This is a genomic window from Saccharopolyspora soli (assembly GCF_022678645.1).
Lineage (GTDB): Bacteria > Actinomycetota > Actinomycetes > Mycobacteriales > Pseudonocardiaceae > Saccharopolyspora > Saccharopolyspora soli.
The window spans coordinates 98,344-115,480 of the sequence record NZ_JALBWV010000021.1 but is presented as its reverse complement, the minus strand read 5'-3'; the positions used below and the strand labels follow the sequence as shown (position 1 = coordinate 115,480).

Genomic DNA, 17,137 nt, shown 5'->3' with positions numbered 1-17,137 from the left:
CATGGTGGCGGCACTACTGCGGCGGCTCGGCGCCATGCTCCTCACGCTGGCGATCAGCTCGTTCATCATCTTCGCGGGCACCTACGCCGCGCCGGGCGATCCGGTGACGTTCCTGATCGGCAACCCCGAGAACGTCACACCGGAACGGGTCGCGGCGGTGCGCGCCGAGTACCACCTGGATCAGCCGTTCGCCGTGCAGTACGCCCTGTGGGCGCGGGGCGTACTGCACGGCGACCTCGGCACGTCCTTCTTCTACCAGCAGCCGGTTTCCGACCTGCTGGCGTCGCGCCTGCCAATGACGCTGACGCTCGTGGTGATGGCCGCGGTGCTGTTCGTCGTCATCGGCGTCTCGCTCGGCGTCGCCTCGGCTCTGCGCCGGGGCGGGCCGCTCGACTCGCTCATCACGGGGGTCACGACCTTCGTGAACTCCGTGCCGAACTTCGTGATCGCACTGGGGCTCGTGTCGGTTTTCGCGGTGCAGCTGCGCTGGTTCCCGGTGGCCGGGGACGGTGAGGGCTTCGTCGACCGGCTGTACCACCTGGCGCTGCCCGCGGTCGCGCTCGCGCTCGGGTCGCTCGCGCTCATCAGCCGCGTGACCAGGCAGACCATGGTCGAGCAGCAGTCGCTCGACCACGTCGAAGCGGCGCGCAGCTACGGGCTGGGCACCAGGCAGATCATGTCCCGGCACGTCCTGCGCAACTCGCTCGGTCCGGTGGTCACCATGTGCGGGCTCACCATCGCGGGAATGCTCGCGGGAACCACGGTGATCGAGAGCGTGTTCGGCCTCAACGGCGTCGGCAGCCTGCTCGTCGAATCCATCAACACGCACGATTTCGCCGTGGTGCAGGCGATTCTGCTCTACATGGTGCTCGCGTACATGGTGGTCACGGTCCTCGTCGACCTGCTGTACCCGCTCCTTGACGCGCGCACCCTGATAAGGAGTGACCGATCGTGACGATCGACAGTCTCCGGTCGCAGTCCACGGCTCAGTCGCCGGGCCGTGGGCGCGGCTCCCGATGGAACTTCGGGGTCTGCGTCGGAATCCTCGCCGTCGCCGTCGGCGCGGCGGTGCTCGCCCCGCTCGTCGCGCCGTACGAGCCCGACGCCACGGACTTCTCCGCCATCTGGAGCTATCCCAGCGCCGAGCACTGGCTCGGTACCGACCAGCTCGGCAGGGACATCCTGTCCCGGGTGATCCACGGCGCCAGGCCGAGCCTGCTCGGCGCGATCGCGCTGCTCGCCTTCGCGACGGCGGTGGGCGTGCTCATCGGAGTGGTCGCCGCGTGGCGGCGGGGCTGGGTCGACACCCTGCTCGCCCGGGTCACCGACGTCATGTTCGCGTTTCCGGGTCTGCTGTTCGTGGTGCTCATCATCGCGGTGTTCGATCGCGGGCCCGCGACGTCGATCATCGGCATGGGCCTGGCCTTCGCGCCGGTGATCGCCAAGTTCACCAGGGCGGTCGCGCTGGAGGAGCTGGCCCGGCCGTACGTCGACGCCTACCGCTTGCAAGGGGTCGGCGGCGTCCAGCTGCTCGGCAGGTACGTGCTGCCGAACCTGCTGCCCACCCTGGTCGGCTACCTCGTGGTGCTTTTCGGAGAGGGGCTCATGAGCCTGGCCGCGCTCAGCTTCCTCGGGTTCGGCGCGCAGCCGCCCAGCTCCGAATGGGGGTTGATGGTGCAGCAGGGCCGCGCCGGTGTGATCCAGGGCTTCTTCGGCCCCGCCATCATCCCGGGCCTCACGATCGCAATCGTGGTGGTCGCGACCAACGTCGTCGGGGTTCGGCTTTCCGACAAGCTCGCCGTGAGGACGTGACTCGTATGCTGCTGGTGATCGAAGACCTCAACCTGTCGGTACCGACTCCCGAGGGCCCCCGGCAGATCCTGCGCGGCGTGACGCTCGACGTCGCCGAGGGCGAGACGGTGGGGCTGGTCGGTGAGTCCGGCTCGGGAAAGTCGACGACGGCGAGAGCGGCGCTGCGCCTGGTTCCGGACGGCGCTTCCCTGTCGGGCACCGTCACGACCTGCGGATGCAGCATGGTCGCCGACGACCAGGCCACGGTCCGGACGGTCCGGTCGGAAATGGCCGCCATGATCTTCCAGGAGCCGCGTGCGGTGCTCAACCCGGTGCGCCGCATCGGCGACTCCGCCACCGAGCGACTCGTCCACGTCCACGGTGTCGCCAAGGCGCAGGCGCGGGAGCGGATTGCTTCGTTGTTCGCCGAGGTCGGCCTCGACAACACGGACCGCCTGTTGCGCGCGTACCCGCACCAGCTCTCCGGCGGCATGCTGCAACGCGTGGTGATCGCCGCGGCGCTGAGCATCAGTCCCAGTCTGCTCCTCGCGGACGAGGCGACGAGCGCACTCGATGTGACGACGCAGGCGGAGGTGCTCGCGCTGCTCCGGCGGCTCCAGCGAGAGCGGGAGATGGGTGTCCTGTTCATTACCCACGACCTGCAGCTCGCCGCCGCGTACTGCGACCGCGTCTACGTCATGAAGGACGGTTCCGTGGTGGACCACCAGAAGGCCAGCACGATCTTCGTGAACCCGGCCAACCCGTACACGAAGGCCTTGGCGGACGCCGTCCCCAAGCTTCCCGATCGGGAACCGAACGTGATGGAGGCCCAGTCATGAGGAGCCCTGTGTCGACCTCAGTCCTCCGCAACTGCGCCCCAGGGGACCGTGGCGCGAACCAGCCACCAGAAACCACGCAACGGGAGATCGGGCCGGACGCAACCACCACTGCGAATCGCGGAGAGGCGGAACTGGAGGCGGACCAGTCATGAGCGATGCGGTGCAGGTCGATGGCCTGACCAAGACCTTCCCCGGGCGTCGTGGGGCGCCCCGCGTGGTCGCGGTGAAGGACGTGGGCTTCGGCCTGCGCAAGGGCGAGGCGCTCGGGCTGGTCGGCGAGTCCGGCTCCGGCAAGACCACGATCGCCCGCATGCTGGTGGGCCTGGCCCGCCCCGACGCGGGCACGATCGCGATCAACGGTCGGGCCAGGGAACGCAAGGAGCGCGGCAGGTCCGCGCGCCTGCGCCGGGCCAGGGAAGTCCAGATGGTCTTCCAGGATCCGTACGGTTCCCTGGACCGCCGGCTGAGCGTCGAGGCAGCACTGCGTGATGTCCTGCGTCGCCATCTGCCCGATCCGGCGAAGGAGGGCGTGCGGGCCCGGATCGCCGAGCTGATGGACTGCGTCGGGCTCTCCGAGCAGCATCTCGGATCCCGGCCCCACCAACTCAGCGGCGGCCAGCGGCAGCGGGTAGCCATCGCGAAGGCGCTCGCGGTGGACCCCGCCGTGCTCGTGCTCGACGAGGCGGTGTCCGCATTGGACGTCTCCGTTCAGGCGCAGATCCTGCGGCTGCTCAACGAGGTCCGCGCCGACACCGGGGTGAGCCTGGTGTTCGTCACGCACGACCTCGCCGTGGTCGGTCAAGTGACGAACGAGATTCTCGTGATGTACAAGGGAGAGGCCGTCGAGCAGGGTGCCACGGCAGATGTGCTGCGCCGCCCCCAGCACCCCTACACCGAGATGCTCCTGTCGTCCGCACCAGGGCCGAACTGGAAACCCGAGCGCGTCGCCGAACTGCGGGCCGCCTTCGCGAGCACGCGGTGACGGGTTCCGAGCGGGCCGTCGAACCCGCAGACAACACACCGCACGGCTGCTCCCGGCGTCCTCGCCGGACAGCGTCATCCGCCCGGACGAAGATTCGGAAGGTTAACAGGTCGCCACGATGAGACTGCTCGTACTGCCTGGGGACGGCATTGGTCCGGAGATCGTCGCCCCGACCCGAAAGGTGCTCGACGCGGCCGACGCCGCGTACGGCCTCGGCCTCGAATTCGAGACCGCCGACATCGGGTTCGCCAGCCTCGCCCGCGAGGGCACGACGCTCCCACCGGCGGTGCTCGACCGGATCCCCGAGGTCGACGGCGTGGTCCTCGGCCCGGTGTCGCACTACGAGTACCCGCCGAAGGACGAGGGCGGGCTCAACCCGTCGGCCGAGCTCCGCGTTCGGTTCGAGTTGTTCGCGAACGTCCGCCCGTCTCGGTCGAGGGCGGAGCTGAGCGTCCTGCGGGCACCGATGGACCTGGTCCTCGTCCGCGAGAACACCGAGGGCTTTTACTCCGACCGCAACATGTACGCGGGCACCGGCGAGTTCATGCCGGACGCTGACAACGCGTTCAGCATCCGCAAGATCAGTGCCCGGGGCTGTGCCCGGGTGACCAGGGCGGCGTTCGAGCTCGCCCGGGGACGCCGCCGGAAGGTGACCGCGGTGCACAAGGCCAACGTGCTCAAGCTCTCCGACGGGCTCTTCCTCCGCGAGGTGCGCGAGGTCGCGAAGGACTTCCCGGACGTCCAGCTCGATGAACTGATCGTCGACGCCGCCGCGGCCGCGCTGATCCGGCGGCCGGACACCTTCGACGTGATCGTGACCACCAACATGTTTGGCGACATCCTCTCGGACGAAGCTGCCGAACTCTCGGGCAGCCTCGGCCTCGGCGGCTCGCTCAACGTCGGCCACGACGTCGCGGTGGCCCAGGCACAGCACGGTTCCGCGCCGGACATCGCCGGGCAGGGGATCGCCAACCCGACGTCGCTCATCCTCTCCGCGGCGATGCTGCTCGACTGGCGGGGCCGGCGCGACCGCAACGAGGCCTTGGTCGAGGCGGCGGCAGGCATCGAGTCCGCCGTGGCGCGGACGCTCGACGATCCGGGTTCGCGCACCCGCGACCTGGGCGGCAGCCTGGGCACCGCCGAGTTCGCCGACCACGTGGTGGCGCGGCTGCTCACCGGGAGACGTGCGGTCTCGACCCCGAACTGACGTCCATCCTCGCGATCCCCACTGTTGAAAGGAATGGACATGCCCCTGTCCGTCAACCCGGCGACCGGCGACCGCATCGCCGGGTACGACGTGCACCCACCCGAGCAACTCGAAGCCGTCCTGGCCGCCGCCGCGGCAGCGCAGCACGACTGGCGCGCGACGCCACTCGACAAGCGCTTGCCGCTGCTGAGCGCGATCGCGCGCGAGCTGCGTTCCGATGTGGAGCGCTACGCCGAGCTGATCACGCGGGAGATGGGCAAACCCATCGCGGAAGCCCGCGCCGAGATCGAGAAGTCGGCCTGGACGCTCGACCACTACGCGGAGAACAGCGAACGGTACCTCGCCGCCGAGCCGGTCCCTTCCAGCGCGACGGAGAGCGTGGTCGTCTTCGAGCCGCTGGGCGTGCTGCTCGCGATCATGCCGTGGAACTACCCGTTCTGGCAGTTCTTCCGCTTCCTCGCGCCCGCGCTGGCTGCGGGAAACGGGGCGATCCTCAAGCACGCGAGCAACGTCTCGGGGTGCGCGGTGCTGCTAGCGGAGATCGTGCGCCGGGCCGGCGCACCAGAGGGGCTGTGCTCCACGGTGCTGGTCGAGCCCGCCACCGTGGCCGATCTCATCGCTGACGACCGGATCGCGGCCGTCACCCTCACCGGCTCCACCGAGGTGGGCGCGATCGTGGCCGCGCAGGCCGGTGCCCAGCTGAAGAAGCACGTGCTGGAGCTGGGCGGCTCCGACCCGTTCATCGTGCTCGCCGACGCCGACCTGGACGCGGCCTCGACGGCGGCGGTCCGGTCGCGGTTCAACACCACCGGCCAGAGCTGTGTCAACGCCAAGCGGCTCATCGTCGACGAGAGCGTCGCGGACGAGTTCGTCGATCTCGTCGTCGACAAGGCCGCTGCGCTGGTGGTCGGTGATCCGCTGGACGAGAAAACCCAGATCGGGCCGCTAGCGCGCGGGGACCTGCGCGACGTGCTGCATGGTCAGGTGGAGCGCACCGTGGCCGCGGGGGCGACCCGCCGCGTCGGCGGGCACCCTGTCGACGGCCCCGGCTTCTTCTACCCGCCGACCGTCCTCGACCACGTCACCCCGGAAATGGCCGCGTTCACCGAGGAGACCTTCGGCCCGGTGGCGAGCGTGACGCGGGTCAGCGGCGCCGCGGAGGCGATCGAGCTGGCCAACCGCACCGAGTACGGGCTGGGTGCTGCGTTGTGGACAGCGGATCTCGACGAGGCACGGCGGCTCGTTCCGCTCATCGACGCCGGTGCCGTCTTCGTCAACGGGATGGTGGCCTCCGACCCCCGCCTGCCCTTCGGCGGGATCAAGAAGTCCGGCTACGGCCGCGAACTCGGCTGGCACGGAATCAGGGAGTTCGTCAACGTGAAGACCGTGTGGATCGGCCCGGTGGTCCAGGCATGACCGCCGACAACCGGCAGCAGCCATCTATCCTGCGCCCCGACGAGCTGCCCGCCAAGGACCGCGGGGCAGGCGCGCGCACGGTGCCGCTCGTGACGAGCGCGCGGGGTGCCACGGCGTTTCTCAACGGCATCACCAGTTTCGAGCCGGGAGCGGCGATCGCGCATCACACCCACAACGTCGCCGAGTCGGTGGTCATCGTGCAGGGCGAGGCCATTGTGGACATCGACGGCGAGCGGACCCGGCTGCGCGTATTCGACACGACGTTCGTGCCGGCCAACATCCCCCATCACTTCGAGAACGCCTCGGACACCGAGCCGATGAAGATCTTCTGGACGTACGCCTCGCCGGAGGCGACCAGAACGATCGTCGAGTCGGGGCAGCGCTCCCGGATCGACGCCGAGCACCCCGACGGGCCCGTGAGCTCGGCCAGCATCGTGCGCGAGACGGCGCTGATCACCGTGCTGCCGGGCCGGGAGAAGGCGTTCGAGGCGGCGGTGGCCGAGGCCGCGCCCCTGTTCCAGCGTGCGAAGGGAGCACGCACGTTCGTCCTGGAGCGCTCGCACGAGAACCCGCTGCGGTACCGGCTCGTCGTCGGTTGGGAGTCGGTCGACGATCACACGTTGGGGTTCCGGAACTCGCCGGAGTTCCGGCGTTGGCGCGAGCTCATCGGCGACTCGATCGCCGGGCTGCCGGAGGTCGAGCACTTCCACCACGTTCTGACCGCCTTCTGACGGCGGATCCCGCGCGCGTCGCGACCCCGCGACCGGAACTAGCCAGTGACGAGCAAGGAGCACACGAAACCATGGTGAACACCGCCGAACGCGATTCGCAGGGCGCCCACTTCATCGGCGGCACGCCGTTCTTCGCCTCGCGGCACGACCAGCGCCTGTCCTACGCCCTGTACGTGCCCAAGGACCACACGCCCGACGCGGCACCGCTGCCGCTGGTCGTGATCCAGCACGGTACCGGGCGGTCGGCAGAGCTCTACCGGGACCGGTGGAAGGGCTTCGCGATCGAGCACCGCTGCGTCATCCTCACGCCGTTGTTCCCGGCCGGGCTGGTGGAACCCGGGGAGCTGCACAGCTTCAAGTTCTTGGAGTACAAGGGGATCCGGTTCGACCACGAACTGCTGCACATCGTCGACGAGGTCGGCGAGCGGTTCAACACCGAGACCAAGAAGTTCTACCTGCATGGCTTCTCCGGCGGCGGGCAGTTCGCGCACCGCTTCCTCTACGCGCATCCCGACCGGCTGGCCGGCATCTCGATCGGCGCGCCCGGCCGGATCACCCAGCTCGACGACTCGCTGCCCTGGTGGCTCGGGACCGGAGGGTTCGCGGAGCGCTTCGGCGTCGAGATCGACATCGAGGCCGTGCGGCGGGTTCCGGTGCAGATGGTGGTCGGCGGCGACGACGTCGAGAGCTGGGAGATCAACAACCCCGGCGGGCCCAACTGGATGGACGGTGTCGAGAAGACCGGCAGCACCCGGATCGAGCGGCTGGAGACGCTGCGCGACAACTTCACCGCGCACGGGATCGAGGTCCGTTTCGACGTCGTTCCCGGCGTCGCCCACAAGGGCAGCGAGGTGATTCCCGTGGTCCAGGAGTTCATGGCGGAGTTGGTGAGCCGGCGGTGATCCGGCCTGCGGACCACCTCGGCCGGCACGGAACCAGCGCCGCAACGATATCGGCCGACGTTCGGCCCACCCACGAAAGGACGGTGACCATGGCGAACGATCTGGCGACCGTGGGCATAGGCCCCATAAGCACCCTTCTTCGGGACCTGTCGAACCGAGGCATGCGACTGCATTCGCTGCTCGTGCACTGGCGAGGCCGTACCGTGCTCGATCTGTGGCAATGGCCGCACGACCCGGACCTCAAGCACAAGCTCCACTCGGCGACCAAGAGCTTCACCGGCACGGCTGTCGGCTTCGCCGAGGCCGAGGGGCTGCTCGGGCTCGACGATCCGGTCGTGGACTTCTTCGATGGTCGGCTGCCCGCGGCTCCCAGCGAGAACCTGAGCCGGATGCGGGTTCGTGACCTGTTGACCATGCAGACCGGGCACGGTCGTGGCCTGTCGGGGGCGACGACCCGGCTGCGGCGGACCGGCTGGGTCGGCGAGTTCCTCGAGGAACCGGTGGTCGAGCTGCCGGGCCGCAGGTTCGTGTACAGCAGCACGACGAGCCACGTCCTCTCGGCGATCGTGCAGGAGGTGTCCGGGCAGCCCGTCGACGAGTACCTGAGCCCGCGCCTGTTCGAACCGCTGGGCATCGTGGACTTCGACTGGGAACGGGACCCGGACGGCGTGGCCAGCGGCGGCAACGGTCTGTCGATGCGGCCGCGGGACCTGCTCTCCTTCGGTGTCCTCTACCTCCAGGACGGCGTGTGGCAGGGCAAGCGGGTCCTGCCGTCCGGCTGGCCGCGGAAAGCCTCGGCCCTGCACGTCCGGCGCGCCCTCGGCGGGGAGTGGAACGGGAAGGAATTCGTCGGGCCTGCCGTGGACGCCGTCGCCGACTCGGGCTACGGCTTCCAGTTCTGGACGACGGAGGACGGGATCTACAACGCCTCGGGCATCTTCGGCCAGGAGTGCATGGTCTTCCCCGACCAGGACGGGGTCGTCGTCGTCACCGGCGCGATGGGCAACGGCACCTACCACGACCTCCCGGAAATGCTCAGGGAGACGTTCCGCGACGCCTTCGACGCCATGGCCGACGGCCAGGGGTCCGCTTCGGACGAACGTGACGAGGTCGGCCGGTGGGTGCGAAGCGCCCAGGAGCCGGAGCCGCTGCGTGCCGGGACGCGCCGGGTCGGCTTCCGGGAGACCTACGACTTCGAACCCAACGAGCACGGCCTGCGTGCCCTGTCGGTCGAGGTTCGGGAGGAATCGGTGCTGCTCGTCGTCGAGGACGAGCTCGGTCGGCACGATGTCGAACACGGCGTTGGCCACTGGATCAGGCAGGACACCGGAGCGAGCGTGTGGCGGCTCCACCACTCCTACCAGGACGCGTCCGCCGCCATCCTGGCGGCCGCGCAGTGGTCCGCCCCGAGCGACGAAGATCCCACCACGGACGACGTCCTGCTCCTCACCTGGCACTTCCTGGAATCGCCGTTCATCGACCAGCTGACGCTGCGCTTCGACGCCGCTGGCGTCACGGTCGCTCGCGAGGTCAACGTCAACTCGGGCCCGACCGAGCTGCCACCGGTCCGAGGCGTTCCCCGGCACCGGTAACGGCGTCACGCCCGCTCGGCCCGTAGCCCGGACAGCGCCCGGTGGAGCCGGTCGATGAACAGGTCGACGTGCGCGGGCTCCCAGACCAGCGGCGGCCGGATCTTCAGCACATCGCCGCGCGGGCCGGTCGAACCGGCGAGCGCGCCCTGCTCGACCAGCCCGTCGAGCAGGGCGCGGGTCATCGCGCGGGAACTCGCCCCATCGGTGGGGAGCACGTCGACGCCGGCGAGCAGTCCGATGCCGCGAACGTCACCGAGCAACGGCTCGGCGGCGGCGAGGTCGCGCAGCCGCTGGCGGAGCCGGGTTCCGACCTCCACCGCCTGCTCGGGCAAGCCGGTCAGCTGCAGGACATCGAGGACGGCGTGACCGGCGGCGGCGGCGACCGGTGTCGCCGCGAAGGTGGAGAAGTACTCATAGCTCCTGGCGAGGACGTCGGCGATCTCGCGCCGGGTGACGACAGCGCCGATGGGGTAACCGGCACCCATCGGCTTGCCCAGCGTCACGATGTCCGGCGTGACGCTGGCGAGCGCGAAGCGCCACAGGCGCGGACCACTGCGGCCGTAACCCGATTGCACCTCGTCCGCGAGGTACAGGGCGCCGACGCCGTGCGCGCCGTCGACGAGCCCGGCGGCGAACTCGCCGGGCATGTCGAGGACGCCTTCGGAGGTGAACTGCGAGTCCGCAAGCACCAGCGCGGGGCTCTCACCCGTGCCGTGCAGCGCCGCCGCAGCACGGGTGATGCGTTGCGCCGCAACGGCTCGCGTCAATTCCGCGGCGGGACCGCGGGGCGCGGGGTACGTTGCGACGCGCTGCGGCCGGTAACCCTCCGGCCACTCGTTCGAGCTCAGGTCGGCCATCCACTTGGACGTCCCGTGGTAGGCGTGCTCCGCGATGATCGCTCCGGTGGCGCCGGTGTACTCGGTCGCCAGCCGCCATGCGAGCTCGTTGGCTTCGGTGCCGGATGTGGTGAACAGGCAGGTGTCCAGCTCCGGTGGCATCGTGGCCAGGATGCGCTCTGCGAGGTCGACGACGCCTGCGTGCAGGTATCGCGAGTGGGTGTTCAGCGCGGCGAGCTGCCTGCCGACCGCATTGGTGACCGAGGGGTGCGTGTGCCCGATGACGGCGACGTTGTTGTAGGCGTCCAGATAACGCGTGCCGTCGGGGGAGAAGAGCCACGGGCCTTCGCCCCGCACCACCTCGACCGGCCGCCCGTAGAACAGAGGCGACAGTCCGCCGCCCATCGCCTCGGCTCGGCGGCGCGGCAGGCTGTGCCCGGGGATGGCGCTCGCGAGCTCGCGGGTACCGGCAAGTCGTTCCATCCGGTCCGCGAGCTGGTCCGGACCGAGCCGGCCGAGCAACTCCAGGACCTGCTCGCTGCCCTGGTCGTACTGGGTGATGTACCGGTGGTTGTCGTGATGCGGACCGCGTCGTGTCGCCGACACCGCCAGCGTCGTCAGCAGGCGGGCGATCACGAGTTCGCCGAGCAGAGCCACTTCAGCCCGAGCCAGCTCACGATGACGCTGGTAGCCGCGGAGCACGGCATCGGTGAGCCGCCACATGTCGCCGTCGCCACCCGCTCCGCGCAGTACCGACGTCAGGCTCGCGGCGAGGTCGCAGACGGCGGCTGTGTGGTGCATGTCGCCGAAGTCGATCACGCCGCTGACGGTCCCCGACTCGGAGAGCACGTTGGTGAGGGTGACGTCGGCGTGCTGGACACCGGACGGGAGCGTGCGGGTCGCCTCGAGCGCTGGCGTCACCCGGACCGCGAGGTCCTGCCACGGCCCGGCTCCGATGCCCGAATCGGCCAGCACGATCGGCATCCTCCTGATGTCCCACATCAGGGTTCGGCCCGCCGCCGGATGGAAGAAACCCCGCAGGGCAACGGACATCCGCGCGGTGGCGGCGCCGACCTGCTCGGCGAGTCCGATGTCGAGCGGCTTTCCTTCGAGCGGGTTCCCCGGCAGCAGCGTGATCAGCCTGGCCAGGCAGTCACGGCCGGTGTCATCGCGCAGGCGCACGATCGGCGCGCCCGACTGGGCGGGGACCGTGATCGGGACCGGCAGTCCGGGGTCCGAGTCGTGGACGTGGGCGAGCCCGCGGACCTCCATGTCGACCACTTCGGCGCTCTCGGCGGGGTTGGAGACCTTGACGACGAACCGGCCGTCGACGAGCGCGTTGAGGTCGCGTTCGCTGTCGAGCGATCGCAGCTCCGGATCAGGCAGGTCCCAATGCTCGCGCAGCACGTCCCGGAGCCGACCGGCGGCGAACACCGGTGCGGGCTCCGCGAAGACGTCGGTCGCCGATCCGTCCGGTCCGGCCCACTCTGTGGTCATGACGCCGTGTCCTTTCCCCGCCGAATGTGCTCAGAGCCTGTCTTTGATCTTGATTGTGATGTCGGGAATTCGGCGGAGCGAGACGGCGACGGCAACTCCCGGGGCCGCCACCCGCACCGCCGCGCACAACGAGCTCAAAGACGAGTTCTCAGCCAATGTCTCCCCGCAGGAACCGCCGGTAGACGAAGGGCAGGACGCCGCCGTTCTCGTAGTAGACGGCTTCCTGCGGCGTGTCCAGCCGCACCCTGACGTCGAACTCCAGGCCGGGCCGGTCGCCGCTCTCCGGCCGGGCCCGGATCGTCACCGAGGAGGACGGGGTCCGCAGCGCGCGTTCGATGCCGATGATGTCGAACGTCTCGGTGCCGTCCAGGGCGAGTGACCGGGCGCTCTGTCCGTCGAGGAACTGCAGGGGCAGCACGCCGAGTTGGGCCAGGTTCGCTCGATGGATGCGTTCGAACGACCGCGCGAGCACTGCTTTGACGCCCAGCAGCGCGGTCGCCTTCGCCGCCCAGTCCCGGGATGACCCGGTTCCGTACTCCTCGCCGGCGACGACGATCAGGGGGACGCCCGCCGCCGCGTACGACCGCGCGGCCGCATAGATGGGAACGACGGCGCCGTCCCGCGTGAAATCGGGGGTGAGCCCGCCACCCTCCTCCGCCACCAGCAGGTTCCGCAGCCGGGGGTTCGCGAACCCGCCGCGCACCATCACCTCGAAGTTCCCCCGACGAGAGGCGTAGGTGTTCAGGTCGGTCTCGCCGAGCCCGGTGAGATAGCGTCCCGCGCTGCTCCCCACGGGAATGCGGCCGGCCGGGCTGATGTGGTCGGTGGTGACCGAGTCACCGAGCAGCGCGAGCGCCCGCGCGCCGACGATGTCGTCCGGCCTCGGCGCCTCCTCGGCCGCCGCGTCCAGGAACGGCGGGCGGCGCAGGTAGGTGGATTCGGCCGACCAGCCGAACCGGTCACCGGTCGCCGCGGGCACATCGGCCCAATTCCGGTCGCCGTCGAAGATGCCGGTGTAGGCGTCGCTGAACAGCTCGGGAGTGAGGTGCGCGTTGATCACCGCGTCGATCTCGGCGTCGCTCGGCCACAGGTCGGCGAGCATGACGGGCCTGCCGTCCGCGTCCGTCCCCAGCGGTTCCGACAGCAGGTCGTGCGTGACCGAGCCCGCGAGGGCGTAGGCGACGACCAGGGGTGGCGACGCCAAGTAGTTGATCGAGACGTCGTTGTGGATGCGCCCGTCGAAGTTCCGGTTGCCCGACAACACGGAGGCGACGACGACGCCGTGTTCGGCGACCGCCTCGGCGACGACCGGCAGCAGCGGTCCGGAGTTGCCGATGCAGGTCATGCAGCCGTAGCCGACCAGGTTGAAGCCGAGCTCGTCGAGCGAGTCGGACAGACCCGAGCGCCGCAGGTAGTCCGTGACGGTCTTCGAACCCGGTGCCAGGCTCGTCTTCACCCATGGCTTGGTCTTGAGTCCCCGTGCCCGCGCGTTCCGGGCGAGCAGACCGGCGGCGACCATGACGTGCGGATTGGACGTGTTGGTGCACGAGGTGATCGCGGCGATGGCGACAGCGCCGTCCTGGACCTGCTGGCCGTGGCCCACTCCAGGGCCCGCGACCGATCCGCCGCTGCGGAGTGCGGGCCCGGCGGTGCGGACCCGCTCGACTGCTGCGGCGGCGTTGCTTCGCATGTCGCCCAGGGGAACGCGGTCCTGGGGCCGGCGAGGGCCGGCGAGTGACGCGGTCACCTGGGTGAGGTCGATCCGCAACCGCTCGTCGTAGCGCGGGCTGTAGGCGGGCTCGTGCCAGAGCCCCTGTTCCTTCGCGTAGGTCTCCACGGCGGCGATGTGATCGGGCCGCCGACCGGTCAGCCGCAGGTAGTCGAGCGTCGCACCGTCGATCGGGAACATGGCGGCGGTGGCGCCGAACTCCGGGCACATGTTTGCGATCGTCGCCCGCTGGGCCAGCGCAATCCCGGTGACGGCGGCGCCGGTGAACTCGATGAACTTGCCGACGACACCGTGCGCGCGCAGCGTCTCGGCGATCGTGAGCACCAGGTCGGTCGCGGTCACGGACGGCCGGAGCTCGCCAACGAACTCGACGCCCACCACCGGTGGGACGACCATGCTCAGCGGCTGCCCGAGCAGGGCGACCTCGGCCTCGATGCCGCCGACGCCCCACGCCAGGACGCCGAGCGCGTTCACCATGGTGGTGTGCGAGTCCGTTCCCGCGCAGGTGTCCGGGAATGCCCAACCGTCGCGGCGCTCGACAACCTGCGCGAGAAACTCCAGGTTGATCTGGTGCATGATGCCGCTGCCCGGCGGAACGACGTGGACACCGTCGAGCCGTTCGCCCCATTTCAGGAACCGGTACCGCTCCGCGTTGCGCGCGTACTCGATTTCGATGTTGCGGCGCACGGCGTCCGGGCTGCCCGACACCTCGGTGGCGATGGAGTGGTCGACGGTCAGGTGGCTGGGGATGAGGGGGCTCACGCGGCGTGGATCGCCACCCGCCTCGGCGATCGCGTCGCGCAACGCGGCGAGATCGGTCAGGACCGGAACCCCGTTGGTGTCGTGGAGGAACACCCGGGACGGCGAGAACGAGATGACGTCGGGGGCCCCGTCCGCCCGACCGCGGACGAGCGCGGCGATCTGCTCGGTCGTCACGGAGTGCCCGTCCTCGTGGCGCAGCAGGTTCTCCAGGAGCACCTTGTGGCTCAGCGGCAGCTGTTCCGCGCCGGGAACCGCGTCGAGACGGTGCACACGAAAGCGCTCACCTGCGAGATCGAGTAGAGCGAGGCTTTGATAGCTGTTCAGCGCTGTCCGCACCGTGCTCAAGTCGCCCCCTCCGTGGACCAGACTATAGGCTATAACATAGCTCGACGAAACCACGCATGCCATCGTCGTGGACCGGGCGCTGGTCCTGTCGGCCGAGAGCGGGCAGTCAGTAGAGTTCGGATCCGCCGCACGAACACCGTTCCGCAGACCCGACAACCCCAGGAGTTCGAGAATGGTCACGCTGTTCGAGAGGATATTGGCTGCCCACAAGGGTATCCGCCCCGATGTTCCGGTGACCACGCTCCAGCTCAGTACGTTTCTGTCGCGGGAGACGCAGTGCGACGTCTGGCTGAAGACGGAGCACCTGATGCCCACGGGCTCGTTCAAGGTGCGCGGTTCCGCGAACAAGATTCGTACGCTGGGCGAGGCCGCGCGGTCCGGTGTGGTCACCGCGTCCACCGGCAACCACGGACTCGGGGTGGCTCGTGCCGGTGCCCTGGCCGGTGTCGGGGTCACCGTATACGTCAGCAATACCGCCGTGCCCTCGAAGATGGCCGCGATCGAGGCGCTGGGTGCGAAGCTCGTTGTGATCGACGGATCCCCGCTCGACTCGGAGATCGCGGCACGTCGGCATTCGGAGCTGCGGGGCCAGCCGTACGTCGCCCCCTACAACGACCTCGACACGATGGCGGGGCAGGGGACCCTGGGGGTCGAACTGGTCGAGCAGGCCCCTGATCTCGACGCGGTTTTCCTGTGCGTCGGCGGGGGCGGTCTCGCCGGTGGGGTCGGCACCGCGCTCAAGGCGCTGAGCCCTAGAACTCGGCTGGTCGGCGTGTGGCCGGCGGCGTCGAGGTGCATGCTCGACTCGTTGAACGCCGGCCACATCGTCGAAACGCCCGAGTACGACACCCTTTCCGACGGTTCGGCGGGGGCGGTGGAACCGGGTTCGGTCACCTTCCCGGTCTGCCAGGAGGTGATCGACGAAACCGTGACCGTCAGCGAGGACGAGATCGCGCGCGGGATGCGGAAGATCGCCGAGGGGGAGCGGTGGATGATCGAGGGCTCGGCCGGTGTCGCCGTCGCCGGATTGCTCCAGACCGCCGAACGCTACCGCGGCAAGAAGGTGGCCGTCGTGCTGTGCGGCCGCAATGTCTCGGTCGAGACGTTCCTCGCTGCCATGGCACGCGCGGCGAGCTGAGCGTGCGCCCGCGGGCGCGGTCGAGCAACGAATCGATGCATGCCCTCCGGAGAAGCGCAACGATCGAATGACCCCGGCAACGGATCTTGGCTGTGGCTGACTGTTCATAGACTATAGCCTGTAACCATGACGACTTTTGCCGAGGACATCACCGGTACCGCGCCCGCTGAGTTCATCGCGTTGGATGAGCGGTGGAGCACGCACAACTACCACCCGTTGCCGGTGGTGGTGGCCGAGGCGGAAGGAGCGTGGGTCACCGACGTGGCGGGGGCGCGATATCTGGATTTCCTGTCCGGGTATTCGGCGTTGAATTTCGGGCATCGGCATCCGGTGCTGGTGGCGGCGGCGGTGGAGCAGCTGAGCCGGGTCACGTTGACGTCGCGGGCGTTCCACCACGATCAGCTGGGGTTGTTCTGCCGTGAGCTGGCCGGGCTGACGGGCACGGAGCTGGTGTTGCCGATGAACTCGGGTGCCGAGGCGGTGGAGTCGGCGATCAAGGTGGCGCGGAAGTGGGCGTACCGGATGAAGGGGGTGCCGGACGGGGCGGCCGAGGTGGTGGTGGCCGGCGGGAACTTCCACGGCCGTACGACCACGATCGTGTCGTTCTCCACCGACGAGACCGCGCGGGCGGAGTTCGGGCCGTTCACCCAGGGTTTCATGGTGGTGCCCTACGGTGACGCGGCGGCGTTGGCCGGGGCGATCACCGAGCGGACGGCGGCGGTGCTGGTGGAGCCGATCCAGGGTGAGGCGGGGGTGATCGTCCCGCCGGCGGGTTACCTGGCCGAGGTCCGCCGACTCTGCGATGCGGCGGGGGCGCTGCTGATCGCGGATGAGATCCAGTCCGGGCTGGCCCGGACCGGCCAGGTGCTCGCGCTGGACCACGAGGGTGTCCGCGCGGACCTCTACACCCTGGGCAAGGCGCTCGGCGGCGGGATCTTGCCCGTCTCGGCGGTCGCCGGCCGCGCCGACGTGCTGGGCGTGCTGCGCCCCGGCGAGCACGGCTCCACCTTCGGCGGTAACCCCCTGGCCTGCGCGGTCGGGCGCGCCGTGGTGCGGCTGCTGGCGACGGGGGAGTTCCAGGAGCGGGCCACCGCTCTCGGCACGCACCTGCACCAGCGCCTCGCGGCCATGCTCGGTCAGGGCCTCGCCGCGGTCCGCGGGCGCGGGCTGTGGGCCGGGGTGGACCTCCCCGCCGACGGACCGACCGGCCGCCAGGTCTCCGAGGCGCTGCTGCGGCGCGAGGTGCTGTGCAAGGAAACCCACGGCCACACCCTTCGCCTCGCACCCCCGCTCGTCATCACCCACGACGAACTGGACCAAGGACTCGATGCACTCGAAGAAGTGGTACGCCCGCGGTAGTGGCGTTGCAG

Annotated in this window: 13 protein-coding genes; 11 read left to right on the top strand and 2 right to left on the bottom strand. The window is 69.7% G+C overall.

Going from position 1 to position 17,137, the window contains the following annotated elements; all coding sequences use genetic code 11:
- Position 1 precedes the first annotated feature (1 nt).
- From MOQ72_RS18040 to MOQ72_RS18000, 9 genes are all read left to right on the top strand, one after another.
- Positions 2–955: an ABC transporter permease gene (locus MOQ72_RS18040; RefSeq protein WP_242184913.1), complete on the top strand. Its 954-nt coding sequence runs from the start codon at positions 2–4 to the stop codon at positions 953–955.
- Positions 952–1,812, top strand: coding sequence for an ABC transporter permease (locus tag MOQ72_RS18035; RefSeq protein ID WP_242184912.1), 861 nt, complete (start codon positions 952–954; stop codon positions 1,810–1,812). Before MOQ72_RS18040 ends, MOQ72_RS18035 begins: the two co-directional genes overlap by 4 nt.
- Before the next feature lie 5 nt (positions 1,813–1,817).
- Complete coding sequence (locus tag MOQ72_RS18030) at positions 1,818–2,630, top strand: ABC transporter ATP-binding protein (RefSeq protein WP_242184933.1); 813 nt, start codon at positions 1,818–1,820, stop codon at positions 2,628–2,630.
- Positions 2,631–2,778: 148 nt separating this feature from the next.
- Complete coding sequence (locus MOQ72_RS18025) at positions 2,779–3,612, top strand: ABC transporter ATP-binding protein (RefSeq protein WP_242184911.1); 834 nt, start codon at positions 2,779–2,781, stop codon at positions 3,610–3,612.
- Positions 3,613–3,730: 118 nt separating this feature from the next.
- On the top strand, positions 3,731–4,819 hold the full coding sequence (locus MOQ72_RS18020) for an isocitrate/isopropylmalate dehydrogenase family protein (protein WP_242184910.1): 1,089 nt from the start codon (positions 3,731–3,733) through the stop codon (positions 4,817–4,819).
- A 39-nt stretch (positions 4,820–4,858) separates the two neighbouring features.
- The gene (locus MOQ72_RS18015; protein WP_242184909.1) at positions 4,859–6,235 is read left to right on the top strand and encodes an NAD-dependent succinate-semialdehyde dehydrogenase; all 1,377 of its coding nucleotides are present in this window, start codon (positions 4,859–4,861) and stop codon (positions 6,233–6,235) included.
- On the top strand, positions 6,232–6,966 hold the full coding sequence (locus MOQ72_RS18010) for a cupin domain-containing protein (protein ID WP_242184908.1): 735 nt from the start codon (positions 6,232–6,234) through the stop codon (positions 6,964–6,966). The genes MOQ72_RS18015 and MOQ72_RS18010 overlap by 4 nt, the downstream gene beginning before the upstream one ends.
- Before the next feature lie 71 nt (positions 6,967–7,037).
- On the top strand, positions 7,038–7,868 hold the full coding sequence (locus MOQ72_RS18005) for an alpha/beta hydrolase (protein ID WP_242184907.1): 831 nt from the start codon (positions 7,038–7,040) through the stop codon (positions 7,866–7,868).
- Between the two features lie 161 nt (positions 7,869–8,029).
- Complete coding sequence (locus tag MOQ72_RS18000) at positions 8,030–9,460, top strand: serine hydrolase domain-containing protein (protein ID WP_242184905.1); 1,431 nt, start codon at positions 8,030–8,032, stop codon at positions 9,458–9,460.
- A gap of 5 nt (positions 9,461–9,465) precedes the next feature.
- Here the strand turns inward: MOQ72_RS18000 and MOQ72_RS17995 are convergent, their stop codons facing one another.
- Both MOQ72_RS17995 and acnA read right to left on the bottom strand, forming a co-directional pair.
- On the bottom strand, positions 9,466–11,793 hold the full coding sequence (locus MOQ72_RS17995) for an aminotransferase class III-fold pyridoxal phosphate-dependent enzyme (protein ID WP_242184903.1): 2,328 nt from the start codon (positions 11,791–11,793) through the stop codon (positions 9,466–9,468).
- A gap of 148 nt (positions 11,794–11,941) precedes the next feature.
- Entirely contained in the window at positions 11,942–14,629 is a 2,688-nt protein-coding gene (gene acnA, locus MOQ72_RS17990; RefSeq protein WP_277954266.1) for an aconitate hydratase AcnA, read from the bottom strand.
- 172 nt (positions 14,630–14,801) lie between these two features.
- Here acnA and MOQ72_RS17985 point away from each other — a divergent pair, with 172 nt between their 5' ends.
- Positions 14,802–15,767 carry a threonine/serine dehydratase gene (locus MOQ72_RS17985; RefSeq protein ID WP_242184902.1) on the top strand — a complete coding sequence of 322 codons (966 nt, stop codon included), beginning with the start codon at positions 14,802–14,804 and terminating at the stop codon, positions 15,765–15,767.
- A gap of 126 nt (positions 15,768–15,893) precedes the next feature.
- Complete coding sequence (gene rocD, locus MOQ72_RS17980; RefSeq protein ID WP_242184901.1) at positions 15,894–17,126, top strand: ornithine--oxo-acid transaminase; 1,233 nt, start codon at positions 15,894–15,896, stop codon at positions 17,124–17,126.
- Positions 17,127–17,137 lie beyond the last annotated feature (11 nt).